Annotated in this window: 12 protein-coding genes and 1 riboswitch; of the genes, 6 read left to right on the plus strand and 6 right to left on the minus strand. The window is 58.7% G+C overall.

All coding sequences use genetic code 11. From position 1 onward, the window contains the following. Positions 1–108 precede the first annotated feature (108 nt). From H7H48_RS03555 to H7H48_RS03570, 4 genes are all read right to left on the minus strand, one after another. On the minus strand, positions 109–543 hold the full coding sequence (locus H7H48_RS03555) for a 6,7-dimethyl-8-ribityllumazine synthase (protein WP_229447417.1): 435 nt from the start codon (positions 541–543) through the stop codon (positions 109–111). A gap of 83 nt (positions 544–626) precedes the next feature. Beyond that, positions 627–779: riboswitch (FMN riboswitch) on the minus strand. Positions 780–839: 60 nt separating this feature from the next. Next, complete coding sequence (locus H7H48_RS03560) at positions 840–1,943, minus strand: DUF1513 domain-containing protein (RefSeq protein ID WP_229447418.1); 1,104 nt, start codon at positions 1,941–1,943, stop codon at positions 840–842. After that, complete coding sequence (locus H7H48_RS03565) at positions 1,924–2,994, minus strand: imelysin family protein (RefSeq protein WP_229447419.1); 1,071 nt, start codon at positions 2,992–2,994, stop codon at positions 1,924–1,926. The genes H7H48_RS03560 and H7H48_RS03565 overlap by 20 nt, the downstream gene beginning before the upstream one ends. A gap of 149 nt (positions 2,995–3,143) precedes the next feature. Continuing rightward, the gene (locus tag H7H48_RS03570) at positions 3,144–4,187 is read right to left on the minus strand and encodes a P1 family peptidase (RefSeq protein ID WP_229447420.1); all 1,044 of its coding nucleotides are present in this window, start codon (positions 4,185–4,187) and stop codon (positions 3,144–3,146) included. A 189-nt stretch (positions 4,188–4,376) separates the two neighbouring features. Between H7H48_RS03570 and H7H48_RS03575 the strand changes: the two genes are divergently transcribed. The 6 genes from H7H48_RS03575 (at position 4,377) to H7H48_RS03600 (ending at position 10,758) form a co-directional block, all read left to right on the plus strand. Next, positions 4,377–5,663 (plus strand): MFS transporter, encoded by a 1,287-nt coding sequence (locus H7H48_RS03575; protein ID WP_229447421.1) that lies wholly within the window; start codon positions 4,377–4,379, stop codon positions 5,661–5,663. Between the two features lie 49 nt (positions 5,664–5,712). After that, positions 5,713–6,333 carry a LysE family translocator gene (locus H7H48_RS03580; RefSeq protein WP_229447422.1) on the plus strand — a complete coding sequence of 207 codons (621 nt, stop codon included), beginning with the start codon at positions 5,713–5,715 and terminating at the stop codon, positions 6,331–6,333. An 18-nt stretch (positions 6,334–6,351) separates the two neighbouring features. Continuing rightward, the gene (locus tag H7H48_RS03585; protein WP_229447423.1) at positions 6,352–6,906 is read left to right on the plus strand and encodes a cysteine hydrolase family protein; all 555 of its coding nucleotides are present in this window, start codon (positions 6,352–6,354) and stop codon (positions 6,904–6,906) included. 304 nt (positions 6,907–7,210) lie between these two features. After that, positions 7,211–7,819, plus strand: a complete 609-nt coding sequence (locus tag H7H48_RS03590; protein ID WP_229447424.1) for a TetR/AcrR family transcriptional regulator — start codon at positions 7,211–7,213, stop codon at positions 7,817–7,819. Positions 7,820–7,832: 13 nt separating this feature from the next. Next, positions 7,833–8,993, plus strand: a complete 1,161-nt coding sequence (locus tag H7H48_RS03595) for an isovaleryl-CoA dehydrogenase (RefSeq protein WP_229447425.1) — start codon at positions 7,833–7,835, stop codon at positions 8,991–8,993. A 157-nt stretch (positions 8,994–9,150) separates the two neighbouring features. Continuing rightward, positions 9,151–10,758, plus strand: a complete 1,608-nt coding sequence (locus tag H7H48_RS03600) for a carboxyl transferase domain-containing protein (protein WP_229447426.1) — start codon at positions 9,151–9,153, stop codon at positions 10,756–10,758. 17 nt (positions 10,759–10,775) lie between these two features. Here H7H48_RS03600 and H7H48_RS03605 read toward each other — a convergent pair whose 3' ends face one another. Beyond that, entirely contained in the window at positions 10,776–11,387 is a 612-nt protein-coding gene (locus H7H48_RS03605; RefSeq protein ID WP_370633302.1) for a DUF922 domain-containing Zn-dependent protease, read from the minus strand. 206 nt (positions 11,388–11,593) lie between these two features. After that, positions 11,594–15,283 (minus strand): TonB-dependent receptor, encoded by a 3,690-nt coding sequence (locus tag H7H48_RS03610; protein ID WP_229447428.1) that lies wholly within the window; start codon positions 15,281–15,283, stop codon positions 11,594–11,596. Between the last annotated feature and the right edge of the window lie 672 nt (positions 15,284–15,955).

Here is a 15,955-nt window from a genome sequence, read left to right on the forward strand (position 1 = left end):
GTCCATGGACCGGCAACTTCTCAGTCCTGCGGGAAAAGGGTGAAAGTGGGGGCAATCCGTCCTTTGACTTTTCGTTTTGGTTCGGTGCCCCTCACCCCGCAAGGTTTATCACGCAGCCAGCGCAGCGCGCGTCTTGCCAATCATGAGGGCGGCTTTGGCAGCCTCTCGTCCCTTCTCGACAAAATGTTCGCGATAGATCGCGGTATGGTGGTCGGTGGGTTGAAAGTGATGGGGCGTGAGCGAGACCGAGAGAACAGGCACACCCGTGTCGAGCCCGGCCCGCATCAGGCCGTCGACAACAGCCTGCGCGACGAAGTCATGACGGTAGATCCCGCCATCCACGACGAGAGCCGCGGCAGCAACGGCGGCATAGCGCCCGGAGGCCGCAAGATCGCGCGCGACGAGCGGCAGTTCGAAGGCTCCCGGCACATCAAACACGTCCACCTGGCTGGCCGGAATGAGTTCGCAAAAGCCTTCAAGCGCGCGATCGACAATATCGGCGTGCCAGTTGGCCTTGATGAATGCATAGCGGGTGTGTGTCATCGTGATCTCCTTTCGCAACGGACACGTCACCCAAGGCGATCACGGGCGATGACCGGTTGCCGGAATACCGGCACACGGAGATCGCGCGTTCTCTTCCATCCGGACTGTCACCGTCGGCTCAGGAGTTTCACCTGATCTGCTGACCCTTCCCGCAGTCTTGCGAAAAGGCGCTCGCGGGCTTACGGCCAGTGCCGCTTACCGCCGGTGGGGAGTTTCACCCCGCCCTGAGAACAGCGCGAAGATAAGCACACGGCCTGCCGACGGCAAGCCGCAAAATGCGCGTTGACGGTGTGTCTTTAAACGCGGCGGAGATGATTGTCCCATGCAGGCGCACCCGGATCGTTGACGCGAACAGTCTCAAGTGGCGCGTCCGGACCCGTGCGAACGATCGCGCCCCGTCCGCTGGTGCCCAGAAGACGATGATCAGCGAGTGGAGCGATCCCGCATCCGTCTTTGAGGGTCCGCTCGCCGAGACAGCGGCCTGTTTGAGCATCCCAAAAAACAGCCAATCCGCCGCGCGGCGACGAGGTGGCGACGATCTCGCCGGTCGAATCGGTTGCCACGGAGCCGATATAATTATCGAGCGCCTTCAAAGTTGCCTCTGGGCCAGGGAAAAGCTCAATCGCCTCCCCTCGGCGATGGCGGCCCACCAATGGCGGTCGCGCATCGTCTTCGCCCTGGTACTGGGCGCCGAACCAGACCGCGCCGAAGCGATCGAGTGTCATGTGACGGAGCGAGAGCTTGTGTAGCTCAGGCGCGAGTTCGGCCTGCTCGGTAATCTCCCCCGTCTCGAGATCGATGTAGGAAAGGCTCGGCTTCATGGTCGCAAGATTGAGCTTCACACGCTCGTAGTCAGGATGGGTGAGAATGCCCCCATTGGCGACACAGAGCGTTTTCCCATCTCCCAAGAGGATCACCTCGTGCGGGCCGATGCCGCCGGTCCCAAACTCACCGATGCGGCGGAACCCGGCGGTGGCATCGTAAAGGCCAGTGATCCCACGCTCGCCTTCAAAGTCATTTTCAGTCGCAAGCAGCAACTTCCCATCCGGAGTGAAGGTCCCGTGACCGTAAAAATGCCTATCGGACGGTGGTGCGAAGGCGAGCGGCTCCCCTTTGCCATCAATCGAAAAGGCGATGGCGAAACGCCCCGGCGATCGCGCAAAGGCGACAGCGCGCCGCCGTGGCGCATCAATGGCGAAGGAGTGGCCGCGTGCCTGCAGCGGCAGAACGAGACGGTCGCGCCCGGTCGCATCGATCACGGCAGCTTCGAACCCGCCTGCGTTGAGCCGGGCTCCAAGGAACAGCGCCTCTTGCTCCGCCATTGCGCGGTCGGGGCGGAACGCTGTTGCGGCGGCGGCCAGGGCGAGAAATGTCCGTCGATCAATCTCCATCGAGCGCATTGAACCCCATCACCAGTCCGAGTGCTCCCGAGAGCTCTCCATTGAGCGTGTGCTTCGCTCCCTCCATGGCAATCGTCGCATAGGAGATTCGCCCTCGGTCCTCCTTAGCCGAAAACGCCATCTCCGGAGCCGTTTCGACCGCAAGCAAAGCCTCGCGAGCGTGCGACAGATCGAAATTCATGCCGCGGCCATAGCCATTGACGAGATCAGAGTGGCCGTCGACGAAGCCAGCGGCTTCGATGAGTTTCTGAACACCGTCGATTTGGGCGGCGGCGAAAGCGAAGGTTTGGCCGCTGCGCCAAAAGGGCGCGCGCTTTCCGCGCGCTTTCTCCGCGGTTTTGCCAAGAGCCGGGAGAAGCTCGGCATTGCGAGCGAATTCCAGAGCCGTGCCGGCGGCCTTGACGATTTCTCCGGCCACTTCGGCCTTTGAACGGTAAGGATCTCGGTCGGCCGCAGGCGAGATGAAAGAGACGCGGAACGATGTTCCTTCGGCCCAAGCCGCTTCCAGCTGCGCGGCGATCTCTGCAACGTTGTTGGCGATCGCCACGGCATAGTTGCAACGCCGAGCGTCGTCAGCCAATGCGTCTCCGCCTATTCCAAAGAGCACGTAATCGAGTGCCGGCAGGCCCTGCAGGGCGACGCTTTGATCAGCAAGATCGCTCGGTAACGGCTCCTCTGCGGCAAGCAATCCCTGCACCTGCCGTAGTGTTACACCGCGCGGGTCCGGCCAAAAGAATACGCGCTCGAACCGGTTTTCCGCCACCAATGGCCCAAACCGCAGCACGGAGACATGTGCAAAAGCCGACAGCGTATCGGAAAAGCCTGATCGCGCTGCGTCGAGGTCACCTGCAGAGCCGCTTTCACAGGCCGCGCTCAGGGAGGTCGCAAGCGAGCTGCTCGTTTCGTCGAACCGCGCGAGCGCGGGCGTGACGTAGTTTTCCAAAACCCTGCTTCCGATCTCCGGAGCGATCGTATCTGGTTCATCCTGCGCGAGGGCCGGCAATGTCAGCAGACACATGGCGAAAACGGATTGGAAAAGGCGGGCACACATCAAAGGTCTCCGTAACCAGATTCTTTATGCTGGCTGTTCTTTGTGCTGGCTGTCGCACCGAAGGGAGAGGAGATGTGCGAGGGCTGGCGGGAAGCCGGACACTGGCTCCCCTTTCGGCTTACTCTTCCAGAAAGCGTGGAGCAAGGGCATCACGTCACGCGCGATGAAAGTTGATCACGCAGGACAGGAAGCCGAAGGCCATCATAACCGGTGAGCGCATCTGCATGCCACAGCCCATTCAGCACCGCCTCCTCCGCCACCTCGACTGCGGCACATAGAAACGGTTCAAGCCGAGCCTCGCCAAGGCGGTCGACCGTATCGATCTCACTGTCGATGGACAAACGGTTGGCGGTGGAAAATGCAATGGCTATATCGCCGCTCTGATCGCCCCAGTAACTGCCAAGCCGCCCCAGTGCGGCCCCTGCTCGCCGCGAAAGCCTCGAGAGCTGGCGCGAATCAAGCGGTGCATCCGTCGCGTAGATAACGATCACCGAGCCTTTGTCGGATGGGTCACGACGCCCGGCTTCGGGCGTAGCGATGCGCTTTCCCAGAACGCGTAAGTCGCCAGGCCGCCCAAAATTGGACAGGACCAGCGCGCCGATGATGTGTTCCCTACCGGACGGCAGAGCCACGCGTCGCGAGGCGCTGCCGATGGCTCCTGCAAAGCCGAACGTCCGCATTCCTGTACCGGCCCCCACAGTGCCTTGTGCAAACTCTGGCCTGGCCGCAGAAATGGCCTCGACGGCCATGGCTTCCGTTACAGCCAGAGCCTGAATGTCACTGACGCGTCCGTCATTGCATTCCAGAACAAGCGGGTTGACCGTGGCGCGACTGCGACCGATGTCCGGGTTTTGTTCAATCGCCCCGCGGATCAGCGCCGTGGTGCAGGCGGCGACACCGAATGTGTTGGTCAGAAGGATCGGCGTTTCGATACGCCCAAGCTCAGCGAGTTGCAGGAGTCCCGCGCTCTTTCCAAAGCCATTCAGCACGGCAAGTCCGGCCGGAACGGGATAGCGGAAGAGGTCCGCATCGTGGGGCACGACGGCTGTGACCCCTGTCCGCGCCGTGCCCTCCAGACAGGTTACATGGCCAACGCTCACGCCCGGCACGTCAGCGATGGTGTTGGCGGTGCCCGCAGGCAGGTCCCACCAGCTATCCGTGTCTTGAGCCACGGACCGGATCGAGAAGTTCATATGAATGCCCCTGTCATGAATCGCCAGCATTCGATTAGATTAGCCGTCTGATTTCCAGTCCTGTGAACCCTCGCCTGCAAAGCACGGCGCTTGCAAGCCCATCGCGTGCGTGCGATGTTAAGGAGGCGTCCGGGCGACCCGCCCAAGCGGCCATGCCGCCAGACGACCAACCACCTCTCCCAACTCCGAATGACTGAAGCAGAGCCTTCGCGCCTGCAGGTGGTTTTCTTCTCCATTTCCAGACGTTCGACCATCCTTATCAACGCACTTCTGGGGTTATCCATGCCTTCAAGGCTTTTTCTGCCAGTGCTTGCACTGGTCGTCTTCTTCGTCGGTGCGACGGAATTCATGATCGCGCCTATCCTGACACCCATAGCGTCGGCTTTTGATGTGTCACCCGCTGCAGCTTCCTGGCTGATCTCCGGCTACGCCCTTTCCTATGCGATTGGAGCGCCGATTATCGGCCTTCTCGCCCACAAGATCGACAGGAAGCAACTCCTGCTCTGTGCGCTGGCGCTCCTCGCAGCTGACGGGCTTGCGGTTGCCTGTGCGCCGACGCTTGGTTCTGCCATTCTCCTTCGCGTGCTTGGCGGAGCGGCAGCGGCGGCGCTCATCCCCGCCACTTTCGCTCTGATTGCCGACCGATTGCCTGATGCGGACCACGCCCGGGCCATGGGGCTCGTCATGCTGGGCATGACGGCCGGGATTGCACTTGGTCCGCCACTTGCCGGTGTTCTCACACAAATGATCGGCTGGCGTGCCCCCTTTCTGGCGAGCGCCGCCGGCTGTGTGGCGCTGATGCTGCCAGTCAATCTCATTCTGAAAACCGAAAGCCCCCCTCCGTTCAGGCAGGACCGGCCCTGTTTCAAAGATCTCAAGAGAACTGTTCTCATGTTGATTGCGGCCAAGGCACTTGGGAACGGATCCGCTGTTGCCGCTTTCGGTCTCAGCGGTGAATTTTTGCGTGAACGATTTACGATCGACACATTTCAGACTGGTCTTTCGGTTGCCGCCTTCGGTATCGGATTGGCATTTGGGAACCTCTCAATCGGCAATGCCAAACGACTGTTAAGAGACGATCAGACATTGCTCCTCGGAGCCCTGCTTTTGCTTGCTTTCACCTTGAACCTGTTTCTCTTCGCACCGCTCCCGCTTTATGGGGCGATTCTATGCCTTGGAGGATGGGGTGTGGCGCTGGGATTTGCCGCACCGGCGAGCACGGCCATGATTGCTCAGCGCGCGGGTCGGGAAAAAGGGTTCCTCCTCGCGCTCTCCGAAAGCGCCAACAACCTCGCATTGCTTTCAATGCTCTCTGTCGCAGCGCTCTTGCTGGAAGCATTCGGGGCTAAGGTCGCGGGCGCCACGCTCGGCTTCGGCCTGTCCTTTGGTGCTGGCCTTCTTCTTCTCTATATTTTGGTCCAGAGTCGGGTTCGAAGATGTGCCGCTGGCTCTTGTGGGACATGCCAGCGGGATTAGGTTCAAACTCTGCCCACCTTGCCGAAGTGGAGGAGATATGGGGCCGTTTGTGATCCTGGCCGGCGTGTTTGCTGTTTTTATCCCGGCGCTGATGCTGCCGGGACCGGATTTTATTGCCGTCGTGCGTTCCTCAATGACCTGCGGAACAGTGGCCGGACTGTGGACGACACTCGGCGTCTCGCTTTGCCTTGGTATTTATGCAGCCCTCAGTCTTGCTGGTCTTTCCGCGATCCTGATCGAATATCAATTGCTTGCGTGGGCGGTGCGCATCCTGGGCGGCTGCTATCTCATTTATCTGGGACTTAAACTGCTTTTTGCCCAGCCCATACGACTGGAAATGAGGGATCACGGAGACAAGCCCAAGGGCAATCCGCTGGTGTTTGGTTTTCTGGTGACATCGACCAATCCCAAAGCGATTGTCCTCTTCACAAGCGTTTTTGCCACCGCGGTCACGGAGAGCACACCATTCTGGTTGATGTTGCTGATGGTCGTTCTTGTGATTGGAAGCGCGTTGGTTTGGTATACCCTTGTTACGCTTTTCATGTCTTCAGCGCCGATCATTCGACGCTTTCAACACCTTCAGCATTGGATAGAGCGCGCCGCCGGCGTGTGTTTCGTGGCCATCGGAGGCCGGATCCTTTCGGATGCGCGCAATCCGGTAGCAACTTGATTTTTGCAAGGTTCATAGATGGATATGGATGGCGCTGTTCTTCTCCTGGTCGATTTCCAACAGGCCTTCGACGGCCCTCCGTGGCCGCAACGCTGGAACAGGGACGTCGACCAGAACGCGCTTGCCGTACTTGAAGCCTGGCGGAAGGCGGACCGGCCCATAATCCACGTAAGACATGATTCCGTCGAAACCGGCTCTACGCTTCGCGCCGGCGAACCTGGCCATGCTATGCGCCCGGGGTTTACTCCACTGCCTGGCGAGCAACTCGTGACAAAGAGCGTCAACTCGGCATTCATCGGTACCGATCTTGACCTCAGGCTACGCCGGCTTGGCGCGAAAACAGTGGTAACGTGTGGCATTTCCACCGACATGTGCGTTTCGACCACGATCCGCACAGGCGCCAATATGGGGTGGTCCATGGTTCTGGTGGAGGACGCCTGCGACTGTTTCGACCTTCCCGACGGACAAGGTGGAACAATCCCTGCAAAAGACCTGCATCGCGCCCATGTCGCTACACTCGGCTTTGAATTCTGCGAGGTCACGACAACCAAAGCGCTCCTGCAAACTCTTTGAGACGGCGTAAAAAAACTCTGGAACCTATTTCGGCCACTCCCGTTTTCTTCGCAACGGAGCCACCTGTGTCAACCGGGCACGACGGTATGGAGAACAGGGACGATTTTCCCGGTTTCCCGCCCTGGCATCAACGCATTGGCATACGTGCTTCTGTCCCGTCCGGGTGGCTCCGTTTTTCACCTCATCCCAAGCCGTGCTTTTTTGAGCGTGCAAGCAAACGCCCCACGTCTGCCTGGGTCTTGGATTTCTATTTGGGCCTTGAATTAATTGAACGTTCGTTTTATTAATTTCCCAAGGAGATCCCATGGCACGCACGACCGGTTCTGATGGAGAAAAAACCGAAGCGGCGATCCGCGACGCCGCGCTTGACCTGATCTCGCGCCTCGGCTTCGAGGCCATGTCCATGCGCCAGCTCGCGAGCCAGGTGGGCGTTCAGCCTGCCGCGCTCTACCGCTATTTTCCGACCAAGGAAGAACTGCTTTTCGCGCTCATGCGCGAGCACATGGAGAACCTGATCGTTTCCTGGGGGGAAGCGCGTCCTGTAGAAGGCACGATTGAAGAAAAGCCCGCAGGACGCCTCGCTGCTTTCGTTGAAAACCACATCCGCTTTCACCTGGCCCGTCGCAACTCCACTCACGTGAGCAACCTGGAACTGCGCAGCCTTTCCGAGAAACGCCTCAAGCGCATTCTCGATCTCCGCAGCCAGTATGAAGGCGAGCTCAGGAGCATTCTGACAGACGGCCAGCGCGACAGGGTGTTTCAGATTGACGATGTTTCACTGACCGCCATGGCGATCATCCAGATGATCACGGGCGTGATCGTTTGGTTTCGCCCTGAACTGCGGCTTTCGGAGGACGAAGTCGCTGCCAATTACCACACCATGACCATGCGCCTTGTAGGCGCTGTGATGTGATCGGAGGAGACCGATGTATACGGGATCGATGAATTTCGGACTTGGCGAGGACATCGACGCGCTGCGGGAGATGACCCACCGCTTTGCGCAGGAAAAGGTCGCGCCCCTCGCTGCAGGCATCGACGAAAGCAACGAGTTTCCCGCCCATCTCTGGCAGGAGATGGGGGCTCTTGGCCTGCTCGGCATGACCGTCGATCCCGATTATGGCGGCTCGGGCCTCGGCTATCTGGCGCATGTGGTGGCCATGGAAGAAATCTCGCGGGCATCCGCCTCGGTCGGCCTCTCGTATGGCGCGCACTCCAATCTGTGCGTGAACCAGATACGCCGCTGGGGAAATGACGCACAGAAGGAGAGGTATCTGCCCGCCCTGTGCTCTGGCGAGACAGTGGGCGCGCTCGCCATGTCGGAGACGGGTGCCGGTTCGGATGTGGTGTCGATGAAACTGCGGGCGGAAAAGCGAAACGACCGCTTTGTCCTCAACGGCTCCAAGATGTGGATCACCAACGGGCCCGACGCCGGCACACTGGTGGTCTATGCAAAGACCGATCCAAACGCTGGACCGCGCGGCATCACGGCCTTCATCATTGAGCGCGACATGAAGGGGTTTTCGGTTGCCCAGAAGCTCGACAAGCTCGGCATGCGTGGATCCAACACGGGTGAGCTGGTCTTCGAAGACGTCGAGGTGCCGTTCGAAAATATGCTGGGTGAGGAAGGCAAGGGCGTCAATGTCTTGATGTCGGGTCTCGATTTTGAGCGCGTGGTGCTGGCAGGCGGGCCAGTGGGGATCATGGCTGCCTGTCTTGACGTCGCGGCCCCCTATGTGCGGGAGCGGGAGCAATTCGGCCAGGCCGTTGGCTCTTTCCAACTCGTACAGGGCAAGCTGGCCGACATGTACACAACGATGAACGCCTGCCGTGCCTATGTGTATGCGGTGGCTGCCGCATGCGATCGCGGCGAGACGACCCGCAAAGACGCGGCGGGCTGCATCCTTTATGCGGCTGAGAAAGCGACACAGACCGCACTGGACGCGATCCAGCTTCTGGGTGGCAATGGCTATGTGAACGAGTTTCCAGCAGGGCGACTATTGCGGGATGCGAAGCTCTATGAGATCGGCGCCGGCACGAGCGAAATCAGGCGTTGGCTGATCGGACGCGAGATGATGTCGGAGGCGTGAGAACCATTGATGCGGTTGGCCAGCTGCCGGAAAATCGCTTTTATGGTCCTCCAATCCATTGATGCACTGCCAATGATGCACTTTGCCGACAGCGCCGTTATATGAACAATATCCCCCACCACCGGGATAAAGACCCGCAAGGATCGCAGGAGATTGCATGACCGTCCTTCAATCGCAACTTTCCCCCTCCTCCGACGCATACAGGGCCAATTTCGACCGGATGCAGTCGCTGGTGGGCGAAATGGCCGAGAAGGCTGCCTTGATCGAGCGCGGCGGATCAGATGAAGCGCGGGAACGCCATCTCAAGCGTGGCAAGCTCCTGCCGCGCGAACGTCTTGCGCAATTGCTCGATGTGGGTGCCCCCTTTCTCGAGATCGGCCAGTTTGCCGCCTTCGACATGTATGGCGGAGACATTGCTTCCGCAGGTCTGATTGCAGGGGTCGGGCGGATCGAAGGGCGCGAATGCGTCATCGTGGTCAACGATGCGACCGTGAAAGGCGGCACGTATTATCCTCTTACGGTGAAAAAGCATCTGCGTGCCCAGGAAATTGCGCTGGAGAACAATCTTCCCTGCATCTACCTGGTGGATTCGGGCGGCGCCAACCTGCCCAACCAGGACGAGGTTTTTCCCGATCGGGATCATTTCGGCCGCATCTTCTACAATCAGGCGAACATGTCTGCGAAAGGCATTCCCCAAATTGCCTGCGTGATGGGGTCATGCACCGCCGGCGGCGCCTATGTGCCGGCGATGAGCGACGAAACAGTAATGGTGAAGGGCAATGCCACCATTTTTCTCGGCGGCCCGCCGCTGGTGAAGGCCGCGACCGGCGAAGTGGTTACTGCGGAAGAGCTGGGTGGCGCGGAGGTACACACACGCGAATCCGGCGTGGCCGATCACTACGCGCTCGACGATGAACATGCGCTCGCCATCGTGAGGCGCATCGTCAAAAACCTGAATCGAAAGAAGACCATATCGCTCGATCTTCGCAAACCGATTCCACCTGTCTACGATCCGCGTGAGATCTACGGCATCATTCCCGCCGATACCCGCCAGCCCTACGATGTGCGCGAGGTGATCGCACGCGTGGTGGACGGCTCGGAGTTCGATGAATTCAAGGCCAATTACGGCACCACGCTGATCACCGGTTTTGCCCATATTTACGGAATTCCGGTGGGCATTCTGGCAAATAACGGTGTTCTTTTCTCCGAAAGCGCATTGAAAGGTGCCCATTTCATCGAATTGTGCTGCCAGCGAAAGATCCCTCTTGTGTTCCTGCAGAACATCACCGGGTTCATGGTCGGGCGCAAATACGAGGCCGGCGGCATTGCACGCGACGGCGCCAAACTGGTGACGGCGGTGGCGACAGCTCAGGTGCCGAAAGTCACGGCCATCATCGGCGGTTCATTCGGCGCCGGCAATTACGGCATGTGTGGCCGCGCCTATTCCCCCCGATTCCTCTGGATGTGGCCGAATGCGCGCATTTCGGTGATGGGCGGAGAACAGGCAGCCACTGTCCTTTCCATCGTCAAGCGAGAAGGCATCGAAAGGAAGGGGGGAAGCTGGAGCGCGGAGGAAGAGGCCGAGTTTCGCAAACCCATTCTCGAAAAATACGAGCGCGAAGGCCATCCGCTATACTCGAGCGCCCGCCTTTGGGATGACGGGATCGTCGATCCTGCAAAAACTCGGGAAGTTCTCGCTCTCTCCCTGGGTGCTGCGCTGAACGCGCCGATCCCCGACACAAAATTCGGCGTGTTCAGAATGTAGGAAACGGACAGGCAGCGTCAGTTGCTGCGCTGCCGGTCGCCATTGATAAACTCCATAACGAGGCGGTGGACATTGCCGCCATCGCCCATTTCGACGCGATCGAACTCGCGGCTGCGCTGTCGCTGTTCCTGAGAGAGTCTTCCCAAGTGTTCCTGCAGTGTCGCGCGCACTTTCTGACACCCAGGATCATTCTCGGCCCGCAATCCGACCGACACGGCTTCGATCTGCTTCACCATGTCGGTAATGATCTCTCCATGGACGCGCTCGTGCGCCCTCACCCCCTCAATGAAGCGCTCCCAGGCCAAACGTGTCTGCGATGACAGAGACCCGGATATCTGTGGCAGACGGTAGGTGATGATCAGTTTCGGCGTTGCTGAAGCCAGAACGCAGGCTCCATCCTTGCGTGGCTGATAATCGCGACGCCAGGTCAGTTTGAAATCCGTGTAGGCGATCACCCGACGCACGCCCAGTTTGGGGCCGTTCTCACCGATGGACTTGTAGAGATCTAGCGCCGTTGATCCAGAGATGGCGTAGGGTTCCACCCGTTCAATGGGCTTCCACTCGGCAAGTGCGGAAGCGGGAAGCAAAGCCGTGGCCGCGGCCAGGACGATCCAAGATATTTTGGCCAATTCCAATGCCCCCGTTTGTTGCCAACGGCCTCTGCTGCAGTGCCGACATTCACGTAGCAGATCGCCAGGGCGTCTGGAAAGACGCCCTGGCGATCTGAATGTCCGAGATCTTACAAGACACAACCTTGTCGAAATGAGGACATGTCTTCTTGCTTTCGAAAGCGGGTGCGGGCGCCTCCCCCCACGAGCGGCGCCCGCTTCGGGCGTCAGAACTTCCCAACCACGTTGAGGAAGGCTCCACGGTCATCCAGCGTAAGGTCGCGGAGATCGTCCGAGAAGCGCCCGAAATTGTAACCGGCACCGACCTTGAAGTTGTTGCCGACATGCCTGTAGAGGGCAGCGAGAGCGCCATAGTCCATCGATTGAATCTCCGGAAGGTAGAAGGCCCGCCCCTCGAGCATCGCATCCCAATTTTTCACGACATGGAGATCGGCTCGCAGGACACCCAGATGGGCTGAGGATTTTTCCCAATCGCCCATGGTCCCGCTACCGTCACTGCTTCTCGTCCGGATTTCGCCCAGCCGCATGCCGTATTTGCCACCGACGGACAGCCAGGGAAGGAGATCATAGGTCAGATCGGCGGAGACGATATGGCTACGTTGAAGCGGGCCGTTCGTCGAGCGTGACATGCTGCTGATCTGATCGTTGCCCGGGAGGTTGTAGAGATAGGTGTATCTGAACAACGCGTTCAGGAGATCGTTGTCCACGGGGCGATACGCGTAACCCAGTGAACCCTCGATATAGTCTCCGTTGTAGTATGTGCCGGCCGGTGTTTGAGAAATGACGGCGTCCACACTTCCCAGGACCCGGCCATATCCGTCGTGATCCATACTGGCGCCGGCGCTCATGACGTATGTGTTGCGGTTGCGTGTTTCGTCCTCGGACCGTTCGAACCTGGCTTCGCCGCGAAGCCTTGCACTGAGACCCAATTCCTCGTCCTTGAACCCCACACCAAGCGATCCGGCGTATCGTTCGAAGTCGGAATATTCCTTGCCGGTGGCCGTGTTGACGCGATCATCCTCAATATTGCCAGCCTCCACGCCGCCATCAAAAGTCCAGGCTACGTCGGGTGTGTAGATCACGCCGTAGCGCTGAGCCAGAGAATTCCGCCGTCCAAAGAGATCGAAATCTGCTTCTGAATAAGCAGAAACGACATCGCTCATCCGCTTCTTCACGCCTGCGACGACCGCGCCGTGATCGCGCCCCTGCAGATCATAGCCATAGCTGCCGTCGGTGGCGCGATCCGGATCAAGGCGATAACCGATGTAGTAGTGATCTTCAGGCGTTGGATCGTAGGTCAAAGCCGCCAACCCACCAATTCCTGACTCTCCCCAGGAGACTTCGCCTTCAACACCAAGCTTCTCGCTCAGGCGCACTTCTGCACCCACGCCGTAGCGATCATTCTTGGAGATATTGCCTTTCCTGTCGACTGTTCCCTGAACGAAACCGTAGTAGAGATAGTCGTCATTCTGCCGATAATCGACACGCAGGCCCGCGTCTAGCCTGGTACCGTCATAACCGGATTTTCCAGAGGCTATCGCTCCTGGCGAATAAAGTTTGGAATAGGCAACGCCGAAAGCTGCCTTCCAATAAGCATCGAAGGCATAGCTGACCTCCAGTTCCGCATCACTTTGATCCCTCCCCTCTTCGGTCTGATAGTCGTCATATGACAGTTTCAGGTTCATGCTGGCGCTCAAGGGGACTTCAAGCTCTGCGCCCCAACTGCGTTCGTCTGCGTCGACCTGCTCGGTCACGCTCGAGAAACCAGCTTCCTTCTGTTCATAATAGCCACCGATTCTGCCAGCGGTTCCCAGAAAGCGGAAATCACTCAAGGCCATCTGACCGCGCAAACTCCAGGCTTTCGCCGAAAGTCCTTCGCGCCCAGCGGTATCCTGATCCGACAATGACAGACCGCCATCCGTTGACCGCGAGATGCCAAAGCCCGGACCTTTCGAATACGCGATTTCGCCGTCGATAAAGGTCTCCGCGGAGCGTTGAAGCCTGACATCAGCCCCATAGGCCTTCTGATCCGACAGGCCGGTGGAGTCCTTTATGCCGGTGGCTCCCAAGCGGACATGCTTCCCGAGCCACGTCTGGGCACGTCCGCCGTAAACGTAGTCATCCATTTCGCCTGAGCGCGACCGATATTCATATTGGGCGACCATATAGGCCTTGTATCCGCCCAGCGCACCATTTCGGATTGCGCCATCGTCGATTGATCCGGAAGAGAGAGGCGCGTCAAGGATGACAACACCCTGCAGATAGTCGATGGTGTAATCCTCCCCATACACCAATGCGCGTCTCTCGATGACCCGGCCTGTGACCTTGTCACGGTACTCGATATGCAAGGTCTCCGAACCTTGAATGATGCGCTGGCGTTTCAGGAAATAGGCGGAACCACCAGTCCCCAAAAACTCATCCCGCTGGGGTAAGGTTTCCGGTTTTGCCGCAAAGGCCGTAGCTGAGAATTTGGGCTCTCCGTTCTCATTGTTGCCCGGTGAACGCAGAACCATCTCAGCACCGTAAAGACCGCGATCCACCTGGAGGAAGCGTGTCCCCGAAATCTTGGTCTTGTAGTTGCCCCACATCACATGACTTTCGCCCCGGGCAAGGCGCACATAGAATTTTCCGTTGGTCGGCGCGTCCTCGACCGAGGTGGAATCGTCACCATAGACAGGGTAATATTTGTCCGGGTCAATGCGGCGGAGCAATTCTCTTGGATCTCTCGCATCGAGGTCCCGGAAGAGATTTTTGACCTCGTTCTCGCCCGTGTCCGCAGCCGCTGTCAGCAGGAATTTTCCCTTGATCTTTCCGCGGAGGTAGAACGCCAGACGGCCCGAGTTCCAAACTTTGTCGAATTCACCGGTTCGCACTTCCTCGATACCACTGTCGCCAGTTCGTTTCCCCAAGGTGAAATCTGCAAGAGCGACATAGAACCAGTCGTTGGTGGGGATATTCACGTCCCGGCTGAAATAAAGGCCACCTGCTTTCGACCCGCCATCAACGGCCACATCGACGATGTGCTGGCCCGGAGGCAGGATACGTTGAGTGACAAAAGCCCCATTTGGGTCCAGCGGGACCATTTCATCAAAGGCGACGATGCCGTATCCCTCCGGCACGTTCTTTCCGTAGACCGTTATGGCCCCACCGTAGACAGGGATGTTGCGGAACGCCGTGCGGTCTTCCGCATTTCCTGGAGCGAAGCCGTTGCCAGAATCTGAGAGGAATTCGCCACGTGTGCTGCCAATGCTCATCGGCACCGTTTCGTCGAAGCGACCCTTGGCGTCGTAGACACGCAACACATAGTGAAACTCGCGGCCGCTGCGTGCCGGCATGACCCAGCTTGCCTCGTCATTCACATTAATGGGGACAACCGCCACGGGCTTGTTGTTCCAGGCAACGTTGCTCTCGAATATGCGAACCTCCGCTCGACTGATGAATGCGGGGTAGTTTGATGTGGCGTAGAACCGAACCGGTTCTCCTTCACGGAAAATGCGTTGGACGGGCACGGTTGACACATTGAGCAAGGGAGCCGTGTCCAACCCGTCGAACTTGATCTGAATATCCACCGAACTGAGATCGAGATCGGTTTTGCGCTGTTTGTCGACAGGGCGCGCATTGGCTGAGACACCAAACATGCCCTCATTGGTTATGTGGCCACTTTCGTCGACGATCTGCCCATCAACGGATATGACGAAGGGGACGGCGGGCCGGTCATCGGGTCCAGCGCGTTCCGTGTTCTCACCGATACGCAGTCTCCCGACGGAACTGTTGTCCAGCATTTTCCCGCGCATGGCAGCAGGACAAGCAACGCCGCCACAGTCGCCTTCGAGATCGACCAGGGGAGGCATATCGTCACCCTTGTACACAGGAGTTGCGTCTCCAGGTACAATCATGGGCGCTCCGCCAACTGTGCCCCCCATGGGCGCGCCGCCCACAATGCGGCCGTTTTGTCGTAGGGGCGAAGATTCGTATATTGGCGGTTCAGGAACAGGCTCCCTCCCCTGCATGTCCGCTGCAAAGAGCGGTCCGATTTGCAAAGTAGCCGAGATTGATACAAGACTACTGGCGAACAGAAAGCGGGATGGTGAATATTTCATCATGGAATTTCCATCTTTTATCTGCTGACAGATTCAGCGAATTGCTCCGCTTCACGCCTCCAAACGTCCCCCACTCGCTGACATACGCGCGGCCTTAACGGCTCACGGCGGGCACAACCCACCGCTCCGCTTTGCTAGCTTTTGATTTTTGCTACTCGCGTTCCGAGAACTCACGCTTTCCCGGCGTTACAACGCTTTGCCACTCGAGCGACACAAACGCGCTTACTGAGTTTCAAGGTCAAACTACGTTGAACGCGAACCGGCTGTTCAAGGAAGGCTCCTGTCAGCCAAACCGAACATCCTGCGCACAGCATGTTCCACGTGCCTAGAAGCCGACCGTCTCCACCAACACAGCACATGCCGGCCATATGGGCGCTTCGACACTCCAGCACTTTCACAAAGCATATTGGATCCGGGCCGCTGTGGCGCAGTTGTTTTGGGTATTCTTACCGAATTCGATAGTTCCCA

The organism is Nitratireductor sp. B36 (genome assembly GCF_020833685.1).
In the GTDB taxonomy this organism is placed as follows: domain Bacteria; phylum Pseudomonadota; class Alphaproteobacteria; order Rhizobiales; family Rhizobiaceae; genus Nitratireductor.